Source organism: Polynucleobacter sp. MG-27-Goln-C1 (assembly GCF_018881905.1).
In the GTDB taxonomy this organism is placed as follows: domain Bacteria; phylum Pseudomonadota; class Gammaproteobacteria; order Burkholderiales; family Burkholderiaceae; genus Polynucleobacter.
The window spans coordinates 95,903-113,702 of the sequence record NZ_JACVPM010000001.1 but is presented as its reverse complement, the minus strand read 5'-3'; the positions used below and the strand labels follow the sequence as shown (position 1 = coordinate 113,702).

Sequence of the window (17,800 nt, the reverse complement as noted above, 5' to 3'; positions counted from 1 at the left end):
GCAAAATTGCAGCATGACTGCAAATTTAGCTACCCAAGCCTGCAATCCGACACTCAGCATTGTCATTCCCGTTTACAACGAGGAAGACGGTCTTCAAGCCCTCTTTGATCGCCTATATCCTGCGCTAGATGTCATGTCTAGCAAGCGCAACATTGCTTACGAAGTAGTGTTTGTGAATGATGGCAGTAAAGATCGTTCGGCTGGGATTTTGGCTAAACAAGTTGAGCTTCGCCCAGATGTGACTCGTGCGGTGTTATTTCATAGCAACTTTGGTCAGCATATGGCAATCATGGCTGGCTTTGAATACTCCCGCGGTGAATACATCATCACCCTAGACGCTGATCTGCAAAATCCCCCTGAAGAAATTGACGCCTTGGTAAATGAATTACTCAAAGGTCATGACTACGTTGGCACTATTCGCGCCGATCGTCGCGATAGCTTCTTCAGAAAATTTGCTTCCCGCGCGATGAATCATTTGCGTGAAAAAATTACTCGTATCACGATGACTGACCAAGGTTGCATGCTCCGCGGTTACAGCCGTCGTATCGTTGACCTCGTTCGTCAGTGCGATGAAAGCAATACATTTATTCCAGCACTGGCTTACACATTCGCATCCAACCCTACAGAAATCAGCGTCAAGCACGAAGAACGTTTTGCTGGTGAGTCCAAGTACAGCCTCTATCAACTTATTCGCTTGAACTTTGATTTGGTAACCGGCTTCTCGGTGATGCCTTTGCAGATTTTCTCGATCCTGGGAATGCTCCTAGCAATGGCTGCAGGCACCCTATTTATATACCTCTTAGTCCGCCGCTTTGTACTGGGTGCCGAGGTTGAAGGCGTATTTACATTATTCGCTCTTACCTTCTTCTTGATAGGTGTAATGCTATTTGGCCTTGGCTTACTTGGCGAGTACATTGGCCGCATCTACCAACAGGTTCGCGAGCGTCCACGCTATGTTGTGCAAACTGTTTTAGAGAAAAAATAATTGCACGCAGTCGTCTTTGCTTATCACGATGTTGGCGTTAATTGCCTTAAGGCATTACTTAGTGCAGGTATTCAGATTGATCTAGTTGTTACGCATCAAGATGATCCCAATGAGAATGTCTGGTTTGGCAGTGTTGCCAATCTCTGTGAGAAAAAAAAGATTCCTTGCATCACACCAAATGCAAATCAGTTGATGGATTTAATTCCGCAGATCCAAAAGCTATCCCCCGATTATTTATTCTCTTTTTACTACCGCCATATGATCCCGGCGGAGCTCTTGGCATGCGCCAAAATTGCCGCACTAAATATGCACGGCTCACTGCTGCCAAAGTATCGCGGTCGCGCTCCAGTTAATTGGGCCATCCTTCATGGGGAAACCGAGACTGGCGCCACATTGCACATCATGGAAGTCAAGCCGGATGCGGGCGATATCGTGGGGCAATCTGCAGTCTCGATTGACCCCAATGAAACCGCTACAGAAGTCTTTGGCAAAGTTAGCCAAGCAGCTGTTGCCGTAATGAACCAGGTCCTCCCGGAACTTGTTCAAGGCCACATCCCCAGAAAAGCCAATAATCTAGCTGAGGGAAGCTATTTTGGAGGCCGAAAGCCTGCAGACGGGCAAATTCTGTGGGATCAGACAGCTCAGCAGGTTCACAACCTCGTCAGAGCCGTTGCACCCCCTTATCCTGGGGCTTTTACCGACTGGCAAGGTCAGCGCATGATCGTGTCTCGTACCAGCCTAGAAGGGCCATTTCCGGGGCAGCTAGATCTTCAGGCTTCCGGCATCCAAGTGGTTGATAATCAGGTATTCGGCGTTTGCGGCGACCAAAGAGCAGTAGCGATACTGGACTGGTTCCCAGCAAGTAGCTAACAAATTAAAAGTAGCACCCTTTAGATTAAATACGAGGCAGTAAAGATGAAAAAAGTACTCATTCTTGGCGTAAACGGTTTTATTGGTCATCATCTCTCAAAGCGCATCCTTGAGACAACCGATTGGGATGTCTACGGCATGGATATGCAAAACGATCGCCTTGGTGATTTAGTGAACCATCCACGTATGCACTTCTTTGAAGGTGACATCACCATCAATAAAGAATGGGTTGAGTATCACATTCGTAAATGTGACGTCATCCTACCTTTAGTAGCTATCGCAACACCAGCGACTTACGTTCAGCAGCCATTAAAAGTATTTGAACTCGACTTCGAAGCCAACTTACCCATCGTTCGCTCAGCCGTTAAATACAAAAAGCATTTGGTATTTCCATCCACATCCGAAGTCTATGGCATGTGTGAAGATGGTGAATTTGATCCGGCTAAGTCCAATATGGTTTACGGCCCAATCAATAAACCACGCTGGATCTATGCCTGCTCTAAGCAATTGATGGATCGCGTCATTTGGGGTTACGGCATGGAAGGTTTGCGCTTTACCCTCTTCCGCCCATTTAACTGGATTGGTCCTGGTTTAGATAGCATCTACACACCAAAAGAAGGTTCCTCCCGCGTCGTAACTCAGTTCTTGGGTCACATCGTTCGTGGCGAGCCAATCAACGTCGTCGATGGTGGCGCTCAGAAACGCGCCTTTACTTATATTGATGATGGTATCGACGCTTTAATGCGCATTATCGATAACAAAGATGGTGTTGCAAATGGCAAGATCTATAACATCGGTAATCCAAAGAACAATCACTCTATTCGTGAACTTGCTAATCAGATGCTGGAGATTGCCCGCAGTATTCCAGAGTACGCAAAAACAGCCAATGAAGTAAAGATTGTCGAAACTACTTCTGGGGCTTACTACGGCGAAGGCTACCAAGACGTTCAGAACCGCGTTCCCGCAATTGACAACACGATGAGCGAATTAGGTTGGAAACCAACTACTAATATGAGCGATGCGCTGAAGAATATTTTCGAAGCCTATCGTGAAGACGTGGAAAAAGCGCGTCACTTGGTTGATAGCGAGTAAGTACAGAGGTTCATGGCTAAGATTGCTCTCAAAGTAGACGTTGATACCCTACGTGGTACCAAAGAAGGCGTCCCTAATCTAGCGCGTACGCTTGAGCGTTTTGGCCTTAAAGCCACTTTCCTATTTAGCTTAGGTCCCGACCACACGGGTTGGGCTCTCAAGCGGGTATTTAAGCCAGGCTTCCTTAAGAAAGTAAGTCGCACTTCCGTTGTTGAACATTACGGCATTAAAACCTTGCTCTACGGCGTCCTCTTGCCTGGACCCGACATTGGCAAACAAGCGGCTGCTGAAATGCGCGCCATAGATGCGGCCGGTCATGAGACTGGCATTCATACTTGGGATCATGTGGCCTGGCAAGACGCTGTGCGCAATCGCGATGCTCAATGGACTAAAGCGCAGATGCAAAAAAGTTGGGATCGTTTTGTAGAGATTTTTGGCCACCCACCAGTCACGTATGGTGCCGCTGGCTGGCAAATGAATGAGGCTGCATTTGAGCAACTTGATCAATGGGGCATTAAATATTCTTCCGATGGCAGAGCTGAGCCTAACCTGATGCCTTATCGCTTCGAGCTACCCTCTGGCAAAGCCAAGCATGTCCAGTACCCAACGACATTGCCAACGTTTGATGAGTTGATTGGCATTGATGATGCCGATGAGTTTGGTGCCGTGAAGAAACTTCTGGCAATCACCCAAAGCAATCCAAATGATCAGGTATTTACCTTGCATGCAGAACTAGAAGGTCAAAAGCTACTCCCCGCCTTTGAACAATTGCTTGCTGGTTGGTTAAACCAAGGTCACGACCTGGTCACCATGGGCGAACTGCATCAATCCTGGGAAGCCACTAAGCAACTCGATAAAATAGCGGTACAGCCAGTCACCTGGGGTGAGATCCCCAACCGAAGTGGCGAACTCATTTTGCAAGCAGTTTAAGTAGTATCAGAATACGTAATACACAAAGTTAAATTAGAGAGACCATCATGACAGTCGAAATTGGTAAACCAATGCCCCAGTGCGCAATCCCAGCAACATCGGGATTAACATTTACGCCGGATTCCGCTAAGGGCAAAAAGCTAGTTATCTACTTTTACCCAAAAGACATGACTCCCGGTTGCACCGCCGAGTCTGGTGAATTCCGGGACAATATTGACGCCTTCACCAAAGCCAATACCTTGATTGTTGGCGTATCTCGAGATAGCCTCAAATCGCACGATAACTTCCGCAGCAAACTAGAGCTGCCATTTGAGCTCGTTGCCGATACGGAAGAAACCCTATGCCAGCTCTTTGGCGTGATGAAGCTAAAGAATATGTATGGCAAGCAGGTTCGTGGCGTTGAGCGCAGCACATTCCTCTTTAACTCCTCAGGCAAGCTCGCAAAAGAGTGGCGCGGCCTGAAGGTTCCGGGACATGTGACAGAGGTATTACAAGCGGCTCAAGCCACTAAATAATTTATAAATTAATTTAATCTGGGGTACTTGCAAAGCCCAAAATTTGGGGTAAAGTTATTCATATGCACCGTAAACGACGGGAAAGTCTAACAATCCGTTTGACTCATCAGCCTGAATATTTAAGAACAGGCTTGGAAAACAACCCCCGCCGTTTTACAGATCGTTTTACACCCAGTTTCGTTATAAACCGTCAATGCAATCCGCTTGACGGTTTTTTCTTTTAGGAGAGTCTGCATGCCATTGCCCCCAATCCCAACTCAAATTGCTGGCCAAGTAAAAATTAGCAGTAAGGACACTCCAAACTTAAAGAAGCGCCCTGCACCAGCAAAAACTGTTGTGATGGAAAGCCATGCGCCAGATTGGGCAACGGATGCCGAAGAAGATCTCTCTGCTGCCGAAGTGGCGCTTGAGAAAATCAAAAGTGATCGCAGTCCAGTTGCGCCACGTAATGAGCGCAGCGATAAGAGAGCATCAAGTGTTCCAGAGAAACCAAAACGCATTATTCGCACCGGCCCTCCAAGTCTTTTTGTCTTGGATACCAATGTATTAATGCATGATCCCAGCTCCCTGTTCCGCTTCTCCGAGCACGACCTCTTCCTGCCAATGACTACCTTGGAAGAATTGGATAACCATAAGAAGGGGATGACTGAGGTTGCTCGTAATGCGCGTACCGTTAGTCGCTCCTTAGATCAATTGGTTGCGGGTACTAGCGGCACATTAGATGAAGGCATTCCACTAAATAAGCTCGGCAATCAGGATGTCTCTGGTCGACTCTTTTTCCAAACCAAGCTCACCACCCAGGCCTTGCCTGAGGGCTTGCCTGAAGGCAAAGGCGACAACCTCATCTTGGCGGTTGTTAGTGAGCTACAAAAGACTCGTAAGGGCCAAGAGGTGGTATTGGTATCCAAAGATATCAATATGCGCATTAAGGCACGCGCTTTAGGATTGCCTGCTGAAGATTACTTCAACGACCAGGTGCTGGAAGATCGTGACTTGATGTATTCCGGAGTCATGACCTTACCAGCAGACTTTTGGCCAAAGCATGGCAAAGATATGGAAAGCTGGGCTGATGGAAAATCCGGAACGATGTTCTATCGCGTAACTGGCCCTTCAGTACCGAGCATGCTAGTGAATGAGTTCGTCTATCAAGAAAACCCTGATGGTTCCACACCTTTCTACGCGCAAGTAAAAGAAATTAATGGCAAGACTGCTCTCCTCCAAACTTTGAGAGACTTTTCACATCAGAAAAATAATGTGTGGAGTGTGACTGCGCGTAACCGTGAACAGAACTTTGCCATGAACCTGCTGATGAACCCTGATGTGGATTTCATCACATTGCTGGGTCAAGCAGGTACCGGTAAAACCTTGCTGGCATTAGCTGCCGGCCTTGAGCAAGTTCTAGATAGTAAGCGCTACAACGAAATTATCATCACCCGCGCTACCGTTCCCGTTGGGGAAGATATTGGTTTCTTGCCTGGTACTGAAGAAGAGAAAATGCAGCCTTGGATGGGTGCATTTGACGACAACCTTGAGGTATTACAACGCAATGAAGATGGCGCTGGCGAATGGGGTCGTGCTGCTACCCAGGAGCTGATTCGTTCACGCATCAAAGTGAAGAGCATGAACTTCATGCGCGGCAGAACCTTTGTGAGTAAGTTTGTGATTATTGATGAGGCGCAAAACTTAACACCTAAACAAATGAAGACTTTGGTCACTCGTGCAGGTCCAGGAACCAAGATTGTTTGTTTGGGCAATATTGCGCAGATCGATACGCCTTACTTAACTGAAGGCTCTTCTGGTCTTACCTATGTAGTAGATCGCTTCAAAGGCTGGCGTCATGGTGGACATGTGACTCTAGCCCGCGGTGAGCGTTCACGTCTTGCGGATCATGCTGCTGACGCACTCTAAGAAACCCCTCTCATGCCGCACTCTAATGGGGTGCGGCATTTTTATTTGTGCCCTGCTTTTGCTATCAGGATGCAGTAGCTTTAGCTCAAAAAATAATGCGGCTAAAGTTTCCCAATTCAAACAAGATACGAGTGTAGGCACAGAGGATATCTCTATTGCAGCAGTGGGTTTGGTGGGTGTACCCTATCGCTACGGCGGCAATAATCCGAAGGGCGGATTTGATTGCAGTGGGCTCATTGCTTACGTCTATCAGAAGTCGGCTAACATCAAGCTACCGCGGACTATCCAAGAAATGAGCACCAAAGGGCAAAGTGTTGAGAATCAACCCCCTGCACCAGGTGATCTGATTTTCTTTAATACTACCGGTGAAAAATATTCACATGCAGGGATCTACGTGGGTCAAGGCAGATTTGTACATGCTCCAAGCGCCGGAGGAACTGTGCGCCTGGAGTACATCACTACGCCCTACTGGGCGGCTAGATTTACCGAAGCAAGAAGATTGACGCCTTAATTATTAGCCTTTCAGCTGATAGCATTAACACCGTATTCCCAAAACACTGAATATTGTTTACATTCTTAAGTAGAACAATTGGTTCTTTAGATTACTCATTTGGGAGTGGCTCGTATGAAGAAAATCATCATCGCTTTAAGTATTGCATTCAGTTTTGCAATTCCATCTATCGCTTTTGCAGATCAAGCTGCGTGTGAAGCTAAAGCAGTTAGCAAAGAAGGTAAACCACTCTATGGCGCAGCTAAAGATGCATCTATTAAAAAATGTATGGGTGATGCCAAGCCTAATGATTGCGAAGCTAAGGCGGTAAGTAAAGACGGTAAGCCGCTGTATGGTGCCGCTAAAGCTGCTTCCATTAAGAAGTGTGAAGGTGGTAAGTAAATACTTTGCGCATCAAGTTGAAAAGCCTCGCATTGCGAGGCTTTTTTTATTCTTGTTTATTTTTGCTTACTGATTTCAGATTTTTATTGAATTAGAAAGGCTCGTATCCACCAGAAGAATAACCAACTGATCCCATCGCCAAGTTATCAAACTTAGTATATGGACCTTGCCAGCTTAAGCGCACAGTACCAATTGGTCCATTACGCTGCTTACCAATAATGATCTCTGCCATACCTTTGTCCTGAGTGGTATCTGGGTGATACACCTCATCACGGTAGATGAACATAATTAAGTCGGCATCTTGCTCGATCGCACCCGACTCACGCAAGTCAGACATGATTGGACGCTTATTAGGGCGTTGCTCAAGACCACGGTTTAACTGTGAGAGTGCAACAACCGGGCATTGCAATTCTTTTGCGAGCGATTTGAGTGAGCGTGAGATTTCTGAAATCTCCGTTGCGCGGTTCTCGGAGCCAGAGCCGCTCATTAACTGCAAGTAATCAATCACAACAAGACCAAGTGTTCCACCAAAGTTACGAGCAATACGACGCGCACGAGCACGCAACTCTAAACTTGAAAGAGCACCAGTCTCATCAATCAAAATTTGGGTATTACTTAAGCGGGCAATCGCATCGGTAACGCGTGGCCACTCATCGTCCTGCAACTTGCCGGTACGCATGCGACCTTGGTCAACGCGCCCCACCGAGCCCAGCAAACGAGCTGCTAATTGCTCGCCTGACATCTCCATAGAGAACACCACAACCGGCAATCCTTCCGCTAGCGCGACGTTCTCTGCTATATTGAGTGCAAATGCAGTGTTGTGGGTCACTACGTAATCATTGGTTACATAGGTTCTATCTGGGTGGCTAACAGAGATGCATTGAGCCTCAGCAACTCTAGATGGCTCAATACTCTTAAATGACAGTCTGCGTTGGCGATCCCAAGTTGATCTAAGTCTTTCCTTCTTTTCAGGCAAGGTAAATGCTTGAAAGCCAGGGCCAAAACTCATATTCAGAACATAAGATGGGCGCCCCCGCTTCTTCTCACCCTTGTAGCTGTAGCTTGTCTGTTTTTGAGCGATTGAGCAAAAACCGCCCAATGATCTAGCCAAAGAGGCAACGTCCTCTGACAACTGCTTACTTGAAGTACAAAAGCGAATCGAGCCCCACTTCTCAATCCAGCCATCAGTGTCCATCAGACCCTGAAACAGTGCGAGACGAGAAGTCTTATTTGCCTCAAGATAAGAAGCAGGAATATATTTATCAAAACTCCTGCAGCCCAACACACCTATATCTTGCAAGGCGGAGCGGAAATAATTTGTTGGCACTGACTGACGTTGGCCATTGGCAGCAATTCTGGCTTTTGAAACCAATCTCCAGTCATATGCATTGGCATGAACCAACTCCATCTCATATCCGGCTAACGCATTCATACGCTCAATCAGCTCTGGAGACTTGGTCGAGAACATGACGCTGCCATGGGATAAGGCTAAAGTTCCATCCCCGAGTAATGCACCCAAAACCCATGGGTTAATTGGCAATGCATTTGAGTGCCCAAAATCACCCGAGACAGGATCTATCCACAAACGATTCTTGTAGCGAACACAAGAAAGCATTTCCATTAAACGCGCAGTATTAATCACTTTGGGAGCATCCCAATCGCGATACATGACACGCCAGAGATGCTCATCACAGCACTCAGCTTCACGACCATCAGAGAAGGTTATTTTGTAGATCTGTTTAGCGCCTTGCGGATAGATGCCGGTAACCATGGAGTGCTGACCATCCACAGAAGCGAGGCGATCACCAAAACGTAAATCCCCCATTAACTTCCAGCCATCCACCGTTTTGACTTTTGCATCTAGCGGCTGCGCCTTACCCATCGACGGTCTTCCAGCAACAATCACTAAGTCGCCTTTTTGAAGACCGCTAGTTTGTTTATCTAAATCAATAAATCCCGTTGCAATACCGGTGATGTCACTTCCACCTTGACGGTTGTAGAGCTCATCAATACGAGCAACAACGGTTTTGAGCAACGGTTCAATCTCGAGGTAATCTGCTTTGCGACTGCCTTCTTCACCAATTTGGAGAATGCGTGATTCTGCTTCATCCAAGAGCGTTCTCACTGAACGGCCCTCTGGAACAAATGCAGAGTTCACAATGTTGTCAGACACTTCAATTAGGCGACGCAGAATGCTGCGGTCACGAACAATGTCGGCATAGCCTTTGATGTTCGCTGCACTTGGAGTGCTTTGCGCTAATGAATTGAGGTAATCAATCCCAACTAAATCGCCACCTTGCTCGGACTTCACAGCCTCATGAACAGTAATGACGTCAGCGGGATGATTGTCGCCAACTAAACGCTGAATGACCTTATAGATCAGTGCATGTTCAGGACGATAGAAATCTTTATCAGTTAACACGCCACCTAGGCGATCCCAGGCTGTGTTATCGATCAGTAGACCGCCGAGCAAAGATTGCTCGGCTTCTACAGAATGCGGCGGTACTTTGAGCGCCTGCAAGACCGGATCCCCAGAACCCATCATGCCAGGATTTGACATAAGAGAGCGTGAGCGGGATTCAGCCATGAGGCTAGCTTACAGATCTAAAACTTACGCTTGCTCGCCAACTACGCGGATAGTAATGTCAGCCACTACATCGGTATGAACAGCTACCGCTACAGGGTGATCACCAACCATCTTCAACGGGCCAGTAGGCATACGTACAGAAGCTTTTTCAATTACAAAGCCTTTAGCTTTCAAAGCATCAGCGATGTCATGATTGGTTACAGAACCAAACAAACGACCGTCAACACCCGCTTTTTGACCGATTTCGAGAACCAAGTCTTTAAGCTTTGTGCCAACTGCTTCAGCAGCAGCCAATTTCTCAGCAGCCAATTTTTCCAACTCAGCGCGACGTACTGCAAAGTCAGCGATAGCTGTTTCAGTTGCACGACGAGCTTTGCGTTGTGGGATTAGGAAATTACGAGCGTAACCGTCTTTAACACGAACGATGTCACCGAGGTTGCCCAGGTTAATTACTTTTTCTAAAAGAATGATTTGCATTGAGGGCTCCCAATTATTTCTTGTGTTGATCGGAGAATGGCAACAAAGCCAAGTAACGAGCACGCTTGATAGCAGTGTCTAACTGACGCTGATATTTAGCTTTTGTGCCTGTCAAACGTGCAGGAGTGATCTTGGCGTTTTCGCCAATGAAGTCCTTCAATGTGTCTACATCTTTGTAGTCAATCTGTTCTACGCCAGCAACAGTGAAACGGCAATAACGCTTACGCTTGAACAATGGGTTCTGAGCTGGTTTCTTTTTGAAATCGGGTTTCTTTCCAAACGCCATGATGATTTCCTCTTTAATTTTTCAATTGAATATGGGTAATGTGGAAAACAAGTCTTTGATTGCGTAGAGTCTTGGGTGCTAAGAATCCTTCAAACACTGCCTCAGCACCTAAATCCATTTGCTCTAAGCCCTTTTGTATCGGGCCGATTGCTATGGCTTCAACGCTCATCTGGATTTTCCTAGCAACTCCTACCTCGCTTACTTCGCCGCTATGTTCTAGCTGGCAATGCATCACCGGTATTCCTGCTGGTGTAAATCGAATCGCGTCTTTAGCTACCAAGAATGCAGTTAGGGTGAAATGATTCAACGCCGCTCCGTCACTCTGATACGTTTTCTAGTCTGTGTATTCCTCTTCAAATTTCTAACTTAAGCCGCTGCTACAGGAGCGTCGGATTGAGCTGTTTTGCGCGCTTCTTCACGTTGCACTTCTTTCATCATGATTGAAGGCTCAGTTTCAGCTTTCTTAGTCTTGATGATGAGGTGACGCAAAACAGCATCGTTAAATTTGAATGCGTGCTCGAGCTCGTCCAGAGTTTTCTGGTCGCACTCAATGTTCATACAAACGTAATGGGCTTTAGCAAGTTTGTCGATCATGTAAGCCATCTGACGACGACCCCAATCTTCCATACGATGAATTTTGCCGCCAGCAGCAGCTAATGTCGCTTTGTAGCGATCAATCATCGCAGGCACTTGCTCGCTTTGGTCCGGGTGGACGATAAAGACGATTTCATAATGACGCATCTAACACTCCTTAAGGATAAAGTCACCTGGGCGTCTTGCTAACTTCCGATGGTTTTAAAGTTAGCGCCAGTGTGACAAGGTAGTAACAAATTGTAGGTAAAACTAACTACGGATATTTACAGCTTTTAAGTCCTTACCGAATTTCAGGTAAGTCCGCTATTCTAGCAAAAAAATCCTGCCAAGTCAGGGGTTTACCTGCTTTATTTGCCTGCTTTGACGCATTTAAAGCCAATTGGAGCGCAATTCTGGCTCTAGGTGCAGTCAATGCCCCAGATGGGCAGCATCCAGGCGCATCAAGCTCAGGAATGTTTCGCAAAGTAGCACCTGCCCCAGTTCTAGTCGTTCTCACCAAAGCAATGCCTTGAGCCATTGCCTGATCCAAAGGTTTTGCCCAGTCATCATGAAAGCCACCATGGCCTGACCCAGCAAGCACAAAGCCCTCTACAGTACTACCCAGCCACTGCGTGATGGTTTCAGAACGCGCGCCTGCATGGCTAGTCAAAATCTCAACCCAAGGCCACTCGCCTTCCAGCGGAATGGGCAAATCCTCATTCCAAGCAGCCTGAACCGCCTTGACACCAGATAACCAAGAAGGATTAATGAGGCCTACTGAGCTTGATGGTGCATCTTGTAAAGGAGCATTCAGGGCTGTGGCATGGCGCTTAGCTAGATCGAGTGCCATGCATCCACGCCCGTCCATTACGGCATAAATGCCGCCAGGACAGTTATCAATCGATGTAGAAGCCCAGCGCAAGGCGTCCAATAGATTGGAGGGGCCGTCAGCCCCAGGGGCATTACTTGGTAGCATTGCCCCCGTCAAAATGACCCGCTTGCCTTGTGTCTGGGCCATCTTTCCACAGGTTACCTGCAAAAATAAGCCCGTCTCTTCAATCGTATCGGTGCCATGGGTAATCACAATCCCCTTTACAGCAACATTTAGCAGAGCCTCTCTTACTGCAAGCCCCAGTGTGGCGAGATGAGCGTCAGTCAAATTGCGACTATTGATATTCGCCACCTGACGTGACACCAGCTTGACCCCCTCGGGCACGACTGACTGAACATGCGCCACCAAGGCATCAACCCCGACTTGGCCAGCCTGATATTGGAGGGGGTTTTCTTCCGGGTTTGGCGCAAGGCCTGCAATGGTGCCCCCCATGCCTAAGACTAGGAGATGAGGTGTGCTTTCAGAAATGCTGGGTTTTGAGCTCATTCCCCCATTATCCGCCTCCAAATTGCTTGAATATTCAAATAGTGCTGTATACAATCCCAGTATGGACATAAATACAGTCGATTTTCAAGAGGAGCTGACTGCCCTCCCCAAACTCACCTCACGTCAAAGTGAGATTTTGGAATTAATCACCAAAGCCATCGATGAAAGTGGCTCACCGCCAACGCGTGCTGAAATTGCAACGCAACTGGGTTTTGCCTCTGCTAACGCTGCTGAAGAGCACTTACGCGCCTTGGCAAAAAAGGGATACATCGAGCTGACGCCAGGAACCTCGCGCGGTATTCGGATTCCCCAACGCTTTAACCAGACTCACAATCCAAACAAATATCGTCAGATGTCTTTACCCTCTGGCGCACTTCAGCAACTTACACTGCCACTCATTGGTCGTGTTGCCGCAGGTTCTCCGATCACAGCTATCGAGCATATTGAAAAACAAGTACCGATTGATCCCAGCTTATTTAGTAAGGGTGCTGATTACTTATTAAAAGTAGTTGGCATGAGTATGCGCGATGCTGGAATTTTGGATGGTGACTATCTTGCCGTACGAAAAACTTCTGAAGTACGCAACGGCGATATCGTGGTTGCACGCTTAGATGATGAAGTCACAGTGAAACGCTGGAACCAAAAGAAAACTGCAGATGGCATGGTTATAGAATTACAAGCCGAAAACCCAGACTTCAAAAATATTTTGGTAGATAGACGTCAACCGAACTTCGCCGTAGAGGGCCAAGCTGTTGGCCTGATTAGGGCTGGCGGGCTCTAAGCTACCTCACCTGATAAAGCAAAAGGCCTCGTTTAGAGGCCTTTTTCTATTGCTGACGGAGTAAATATTTTTATTTCTTAGTTGGTGTCACTACGTTTGCATTCTTTGGTGATGCCGTAATAGTGATGATTGATTTAGGTCCGCCGAATGAGCCTTCATTCACCTCGATGGTTGAAGTGCGATCGCCCTTAGTGAAAACCAAAATACTGGTTTTAGATTTCACGGCACTCACAGTAGTCCAACCCACTTTAGGATACTCGGCCTGAAAGAAAGCATAAATATCGGTTGGAGATTGAACGCCAGACAAAACAACTCGACCAACCCAGTTATCACCACGGCCAATAATTAAAGAATCTGAACCAATAATTTTTGATGCTGCAGGTAATGGCATATCGCCCAAGAGTTGCGCCTGAATTTCTTGGATTTCACTAGGCGTACCGGTTGGAGAATCTCCGGAAGATGCGCAGGCAGCCAAGAGCACAGAGAGTGCGAGCGCTGATGCAATTGATTGGATTCGTTTGAGTTGGATCATATTCTTGCCCTGGTAATCAATCTAAATTACTGGAGGCGCGTGAGGGAATCGAACCCCCGTACGAAGCTTTGCAGGCTCCTGCCTAACCACTCGGCCAACGCGCCATATGCTTGAATCAAAAATGGGAAGCTTTTTAGGGCTTCCCATCGAACTTGGAGCGGGAAAGGAGGTTCGAACTCCCGACCTATACCTTGGCAAGGTATCGCTCTACCAGCTGAGCTATTCCCGCATAACAGGGCAGTAGTTTAACAAACAATTTGAGGGAACGCATTATTTGTGTCTAAGACTAAAAACTGGCGGGACTCACGTTTCTTTCAAACCCTTATCAGCTATGGGTTTGTGGACTTTATTCAGCCTTATCAACTAGCTGAGGCAAAGCTTTTTTCATGTAATAGAACATTGACCAAAGCGTCAAAAAGCATGCAATCCAAATTAGCCAAGTGCCAACTTGTGCGCAATTAAGCCATCCAAATAAAGTGTCGTTTAGCAATAAAAATGGAATGGCGACAAGTTGAGCGGTAGTTTTTAACTTGCCAACCATATGTACGGCAACGCTTTTTCCAGCACCCAAGAGCGCCATCCACTCTCTTAATGCTGAAATAGTAATTTCGCGACCAATAATGATCAAAGCTACCCAGACTTGGACGCGATCCATATTAAGCAGAACCAACAATGAAGCAGCAACAATTAATTTGTCAGCTACGGGGTCCAAGAATTGGCCGAATGCCGACTCTTGTTTCATTTTGCGAGCTAAGAAACCATCTAACCAATCAGTCACGGCCGCAAACACAAAAATAACGGTAGCGGTGAGGTTCTTATCGAAAGAATTAAGCCAGCTATTAGGCAAATAGAACACTGCAACGACCAGTGGAATGGCGGCAACGCGCAACCAGGTCAGGGCAATGGGTAAGTTAAAAGGCATGACTCAAGCATAACCCAATGTGAGCACACTGGGAAATCAATGAAGTTGCTTATAGATTTGCTCGGCCAATGCCGTGGAAATTCCCTCAACACTAGAAAGCTCTTCAATAGTGGCATTGGAAACGCCCCGCAAACCCCCAAAGCGGGCAAGTAATTTTTGACGTCGCTTGGCTCCTATCCCCTCGATCTCCTCTAGCTGAGAGACTGTTCTGGCTTTTGCTCGTTTAGCTCGCATGCCAGTAATAGCAAAGCGATGCGCTTCATCACGGATTTGCGCCACCAACAACAAAGCAGCGCTATCAATACCGAGCTCAAGCGACTGACGTCCATCCGCAAAGATCAGGGTCTCCAGGCCCACCTTACGACCCTCCCCTTTAGCAACGCCAACGATCAATCCAATATCCATACCAAATTCAGAAAGGACTTGTCTTGCCATCTCAACTTGACCTTTGCCGCCGTCGATCAAAATGACTTGGGGCATCTTCTCAACAGGGAGCTCTTGGAAGTTTGCATAACGACGCTGTAAGACCTGACGCATCGCAGCGTAATCATCCCCCGGTGTAATGTCATTGATATTGAAGCGGCGATATTCACTAGGCTGCATCGCATTTTTGGAATACACCACACAAGAAGCTTGAGTGGCCTCTCCGGAGGTATGGCTAATATCAAAACACTCAATACGTAGTTGCTCAAGACTTTCTAATTCCAAAGCTAAGACATCAGCCAATGCTCGCGCTCTTGCTAGTTGGCCACCCGTTTCTACTAAACGCTTTGCTATCGCAATCTTGGCATTACCTTCAGCCATAGCCAACCAATGTCGTCTCTGCCCTTGTGGCTGGTGAAGGAAAGTAATGCGCTTACCAGCTTGTGCATTCAATAAATCGTGCAAACCTTCCGGGGCTGATTGCTCAGAAACATCTTCAACACCTTCTTCTGGAGCTGCAATGTCATCAACCAGCTTTCTCAGAGGATGATTCAAAATCAGTACAGGCGGAATTAAATTGGTAGTCGCTTCACCATCGCCTGCCTTCTCCTCCAGGTAATGTTGAGCAATAAATGCCTCCAGAATTTCAGCGGGTGGTGGCAACTCTCCAGACGTTGAGCGCAGACCCTTAGGGAAGTAAGCGCGATCACCCAAATGGCGACCACCACGAATCATTGCCAGATTGACGCAGACCACACCTTCCATTTGAGCAACAGCAATCACATCCACATCGCCCTCACCATCAGCAACGGTGTCCATCGACTGTTGTTGCAAGACGCTCGAGAGATCAGCAATACGATCCCTTAGTACTGCAGCCATCTCAAATTCCATGGCATCGCTGTAGACCTGCATTTTCTTTTCTAACTCGGAGAGCACACGACTATGGTCGCCCTCTAAAAAACGCGTTGCCTGGGCTACATCCTGGCCATACTGCTCGACACTTAAACGGCCTACACAAGGAGCACTACAGCGATGTATTTGATGCAATAAACAAGGGCGACTGCGGTTTTTAAATACTGAGTCTTCACAAGTTCTCAGACGAAATACTTTTTGCAAAATCTGCACACTGTTGCGAACTGCCCATGAATTGGGAAATGGCCCAAAGTAGTGATTACGCTTATCCGTCTTTCCTCGATAAGAGGCCAAGCGAGGAAACTGATGACCCGTCAACATCACATAGGGATAAGACTTATCATCTCGGAAGAGAATGTTGAATGGAGGAGCCAACTCCTTAATGAGATTGTTCTCTAGAATTAAGGCTTCAGTTTCTGAGCGTGTTACTGTAGTTTCGTAGCGGGCAATCTTTCCCACCATCAGCTCTATCCGTGGTGAAAGTTGAGTTCGCTGAAAATAACTAGATACACGCTTTTTGAGGTTGCGCGCTTTTCCGACATACAAAATATGTCCCGCCTCATCAAAGAAGCGATAGACCCCCGGCAATCCGGGTAGCCGTTTAACATCCTGCTGAAGGGTTTCAAAAAGCGAATTGCTCATGCGTTGGGATATTTTCTGTCAAATCGTAGACAACTATGGTGATGCCGGTGTTTGCTGGCGTCTTGCAAGAAGCTTAACAAGTCTTCACGGCCAAGACGTGCGCATTTTCTGTGACGATCTGCCAACCCTTAATTTACTCGCTTCCGGGGTTGATCCGGAAATCAGGCGCCGTATCGACATCCAACCCTGGGAAGCCAGTCATCACAATAGCCGCCATCCAGTAGAAACGCCCGACGTGGTGATTGAGGCATTTGGGTGCGATCTTCCCGAGCGCTACCTTGCAGGCCTCCTGATTGCCCCCAAAAAACCCATCATCATTAATCTAGAATATTTAAGTGCAGAGCCTTGGATTGTGGACTTTCATCAAAAATCGTCCCCCCAAGCACACGGCATTCCAAAATACTTTTTCTTTCCAGGCTTCCAGGAGAATGCGGGCGGCATTTTGATTGACCCAATACCCAAGGATCAATCACTCACTGAGCAATTGATTCCGGAGAGCCTCAAGGCCAGCTGGAAACTATTGCGGCCCAACACAAAACGTATCAGTGTTTTTTGCTATCCAGGTGTACCGCTACTGAAATGGTTGGAGGATCTGGCAACCCTGGATGAGAAGTTCGACATCCTGCTGACACATGGTCAACGCGAGCAATTGCAGTTCAGCTCTGCCCACCCTACTCAACCAGTTACTTTGCCCGATTCCATTCAGCTGATCTCGATTCCGTTTGTTTCTCAAGATGAATATGATTGGATTCTTTCACAATGCGACTTCAATATTGTTCGAGGTGAGGATTCTTTTGTCCGAGCTCAGTTAGCCGGAAAGCCTTTCATTTGGCATATTTACCCCCAAGAAGATGGGGCTCACAAAACCAAGTTGGCTGCATTTTTAGACCTCTATCTTGAAGACGCATCACAAGAGCTTAAACACGGTGTAATAGCTGCGATGACTTGGGCAATGCCTAGCGAGTGGTACCAGTCTATTGATGAATGGGGAGCCCATTCCAAGGCCTGGCGATCAGATTTACTCGAAAAACAAGCTGATGGCGGCCTGGCTGCCCGTCTAATGGGCTTTGTAGCCTGATCTTGAGCGAAATCTAC

At 47.2% G+C, this 17,800-nt stretch carries 19 protein-coding genes and 2 tRNA genes; 10 read left to right on the top strand and 11 right to left on the bottom strand.

The window, feature by feature from the left end:
* Nucleotides 1-13 precede the first annotated feature (13 nt).
* The 8 genes from ICN14_RS00585 to ICN14_RS00550 all read left to right on the top strand — a co-directional run bounded on the left by ICN14_RS00585 (nucleotide 14) and on the right by ICN14_RS00550 (nucleotide 7,192).
* Nucleotides 14-985, top strand: a complete 972-nt coding sequence (locus tag ICN14_RS00585) for a glycosyltransferase (protein ID WP_216224101.1) — start codon at nucleotides 14-16, stop codon at nucleotides 983-985.
* Nucleotides 986-1,855, top strand: coding sequence for a formyltransferase (locus ICN14_RS00580; protein ID WP_216224100.1), 870 nt, complete (start codon nucleotides 986-988; stop codon nucleotides 1,853-1,855).
* A 45-nt stretch (nucleotides 1,856-1,900) separates the two neighbouring features.
* Nucleotides 1,901-2,947: a bifunctional UDP-4-keto-pentose/UDP-xylose synthase gene (locus ICN14_RS00575; RefSeq protein WP_216224098.1), complete on the top strand. Its 1,047-nt coding sequence runs from the start codon at nucleotides 1,901-1,903 to the stop codon at nucleotides 2,945-2,947.
* Nucleotides 2,948-2,959: 12 nt separating this feature from the next.
* A complete protein-coding gene (locus ICN14_RS00570; protein ID WP_216224097.1) occupies nucleotides 2,960-3,877 on the top strand; it encodes a polysaccharide deacetylase family protein in 918 nt (305 codons plus the stop codon).
* Between the two features lie 47 nt (nucleotides 3,878-3,924).
* A complete protein-coding gene (locus ICN14_RS00565) occupies nucleotides 3,925-4,392 on the top strand; it encodes a peroxiredoxin (RefSeq protein ID WP_216224096.1) in 468 nt (155 codons plus the stop codon).
* A 234-nt stretch (nucleotides 4,393-4,626) separates the two neighbouring features.
* The gene (locus ICN14_RS00560; protein ID WP_216224095.1) at nucleotides 4,627-6,300 is read left to right on the top strand and encodes a PhoH family protein; all 1,674 of its coding nucleotides are present in this window, start codon (nucleotides 4,627-4,629) and stop codon (nucleotides 6,298-6,300) included.
* Nucleotides 6,281-6,811 (top strand): C40 family peptidase, encoded by a 531-nt coding sequence (locus ICN14_RS00555; protein WP_216224094.1) that lies wholly within the window; start codon nucleotides 6,281-6,283, stop codon nucleotides 6,809-6,811. The genes ICN14_RS00560 and ICN14_RS00555 overlap by 20 nt, the downstream gene beginning before the upstream one ends.
* Before the next feature lie 114 nt (nucleotides 6,812-6,925).
* Entirely contained in the window at nucleotides 6,926-7,192 is a 267-nt protein-coding gene (locus ICN14_RS00550) for a hypothetical protein (RefSeq protein WP_216224093.1), read from the top strand.
* A gap of 91 nt (nucleotides 7,193-7,283) precedes the next feature.
* Here ICN14_RS00550 and dnaB read toward each other — a convergent pair whose 3' ends face one another.
* From dnaB to ICN14_RS00520, 6 genes are all read right to left on the bottom strand, one after another.
* The gene (dnaB, locus tag ICN14_RS00545) at nucleotides 7,284-9,734 is read right to left on the bottom strand and encodes a replicative DNA helicase (RefSeq protein WP_370624806.1); all 2,451 of its coding nucleotides are present in this window, start codon (nucleotides 9,732-9,734) and stop codon (nucleotides 7,284-7,286) included.
* Between the two features lie 69 nt (nucleotides 9,735-9,803).
* On the bottom strand, nucleotides 9,804-10,256 hold the full coding sequence (gene rplI, locus ICN14_RS00540; RefSeq protein WP_216224092.1) for a 50S ribosomal protein L9: 453 nt from the start codon (nucleotides 10,254-10,256) through the stop codon (nucleotides 9,804-9,806).
* Between the two features lie 13 nt (nucleotides 10,257-10,269).
* Nucleotides 10,270-10,542, bottom strand: a complete 273-nt coding sequence (rpsR, locus tag ICN14_RS00535) for a 30S ribosomal protein S18 (protein ID WP_011902267.1) — start codon at nucleotides 10,540-10,542, stop codon at nucleotides 10,270-10,272.
* 13 nt (nucleotides 10,543-10,555) lie between these two features.
* Nucleotides 10,556-10,849: a primosomal replication protein N gene (priB, locus tag ICN14_RS00530; RefSeq protein WP_216134092.1), complete on the bottom strand. Its 294-nt coding sequence runs from the start codon at nucleotides 10,847-10,849 to the stop codon at nucleotides 10,556-10,558.
* 59 nt (nucleotides 10,850-10,908) lie between these two features.
* Nucleotides 10,909-11,283: a 30S ribosomal protein S6 gene (gene rpsF, locus ICN14_RS00525; protein WP_114653629.1), complete on the bottom strand. Its 375-nt coding sequence runs from the start codon at nucleotides 11,281-11,283 to the stop codon at nucleotides 10,909-10,911.
* 133 nt (nucleotides 11,284-11,416) lie between these two features.
* Complete coding sequence (locus tag ICN14_RS00520) at nucleotides 11,417-12,493, bottom strand: asparaginase (RefSeq protein ID WP_216224090.1); 1,077 nt, start codon at nucleotides 12,491-12,493, stop codon at nucleotides 11,417-11,419.
* Nucleotides 12,494-12,554: 61 nt separating this feature from the next.
* On the opposite strand from ICN14_RS00520, the gene lexA reads away from it, so the two are divergent.
* Nucleotides 12,555-13,274: a transcriptional repressor LexA gene (gene lexA / locus ICN14_RS00515; protein ID WP_216224088.1), complete on the top strand. Its 720-nt coding sequence runs from the start codon at nucleotides 12,555-12,557 to the stop codon at nucleotides 13,272-13,274.
* A 70-nt stretch (nucleotides 13,275-13,344) separates the two neighbouring features.
* Here lexA and ICN14_RS00510 read toward each other — a convergent pair whose 3' ends face one another.
* The 5 genes from ICN14_RS00510 to uvrC all read right to left on the bottom strand — a co-directional run bounded on the left by ICN14_RS00510 (nucleotide 13,345) and on the right by uvrC (nucleotide 16,705).
* A complete protein-coding gene (locus tag ICN14_RS00510) occupies nucleotides 13,345-13,806 on the bottom strand; it encodes a hypothetical protein (protein ID WP_216224086.1) in 462 nt (153 codons plus the stop codon).
* A gap of 30 nt (nucleotides 13,807-13,836) precedes the next feature.
* Nucleotides 13,837-13,910: transfer RNA gene (locus ICN14_RS00505), tRNA-Cys, on the bottom strand.
* 49 nt (nucleotides 13,911-13,959) lie between these two features.
* Nucleotides 13,960-14,035 (bottom strand) — tRNA-Gly (locus ICN14_RS00500).
* Nucleotides 14,036-14,152: 117 nt separating this feature from the next.
* Nucleotides 14,153-14,728 carry a CDP-diacylglycerol--glycerol-3-phosphate 3-phosphatidyltransferase gene (gene pgsA / locus ICN14_RS00495; RefSeq protein WP_216224085.1) on the bottom strand — a complete coding sequence of 192 codons (576 nt, stop codon included), beginning with the start codon at nucleotides 14,726-14,728 and terminating at the stop codon, nucleotides 14,153-14,155.
* A gap of 36 nt (nucleotides 14,729-14,764) precedes the next feature.
* The gene (gene uvrC, locus ICN14_RS00490; RefSeq protein WP_216224083.1) at nucleotides 14,765-16,705 is read right to left on the bottom strand and encodes an excinuclease ABC subunit UvrC; all 1,941 of its coding nucleotides are present in this window, start codon (nucleotides 16,703-16,705) and stop codon (nucleotides 14,765-14,767) included.
* Here uvrC and earP point away from each other — a divergent pair.
* A complete protein-coding gene (gene earP, locus ICN14_RS00485) occupies nucleotides 16,704-17,783 on the top strand; it encodes an elongation factor P maturation arginine rhamnosyltransferase EarP (protein ID WP_216224082.1) in 1,080 nt (359 codons plus the stop codon). The two genes, uvrC and earP, sit on opposite strands and share 2 nt — an antisense overlap.
* The last annotated feature ends 17 nt before the right edge of the window (nucleotides 17,784-17,800 follow it).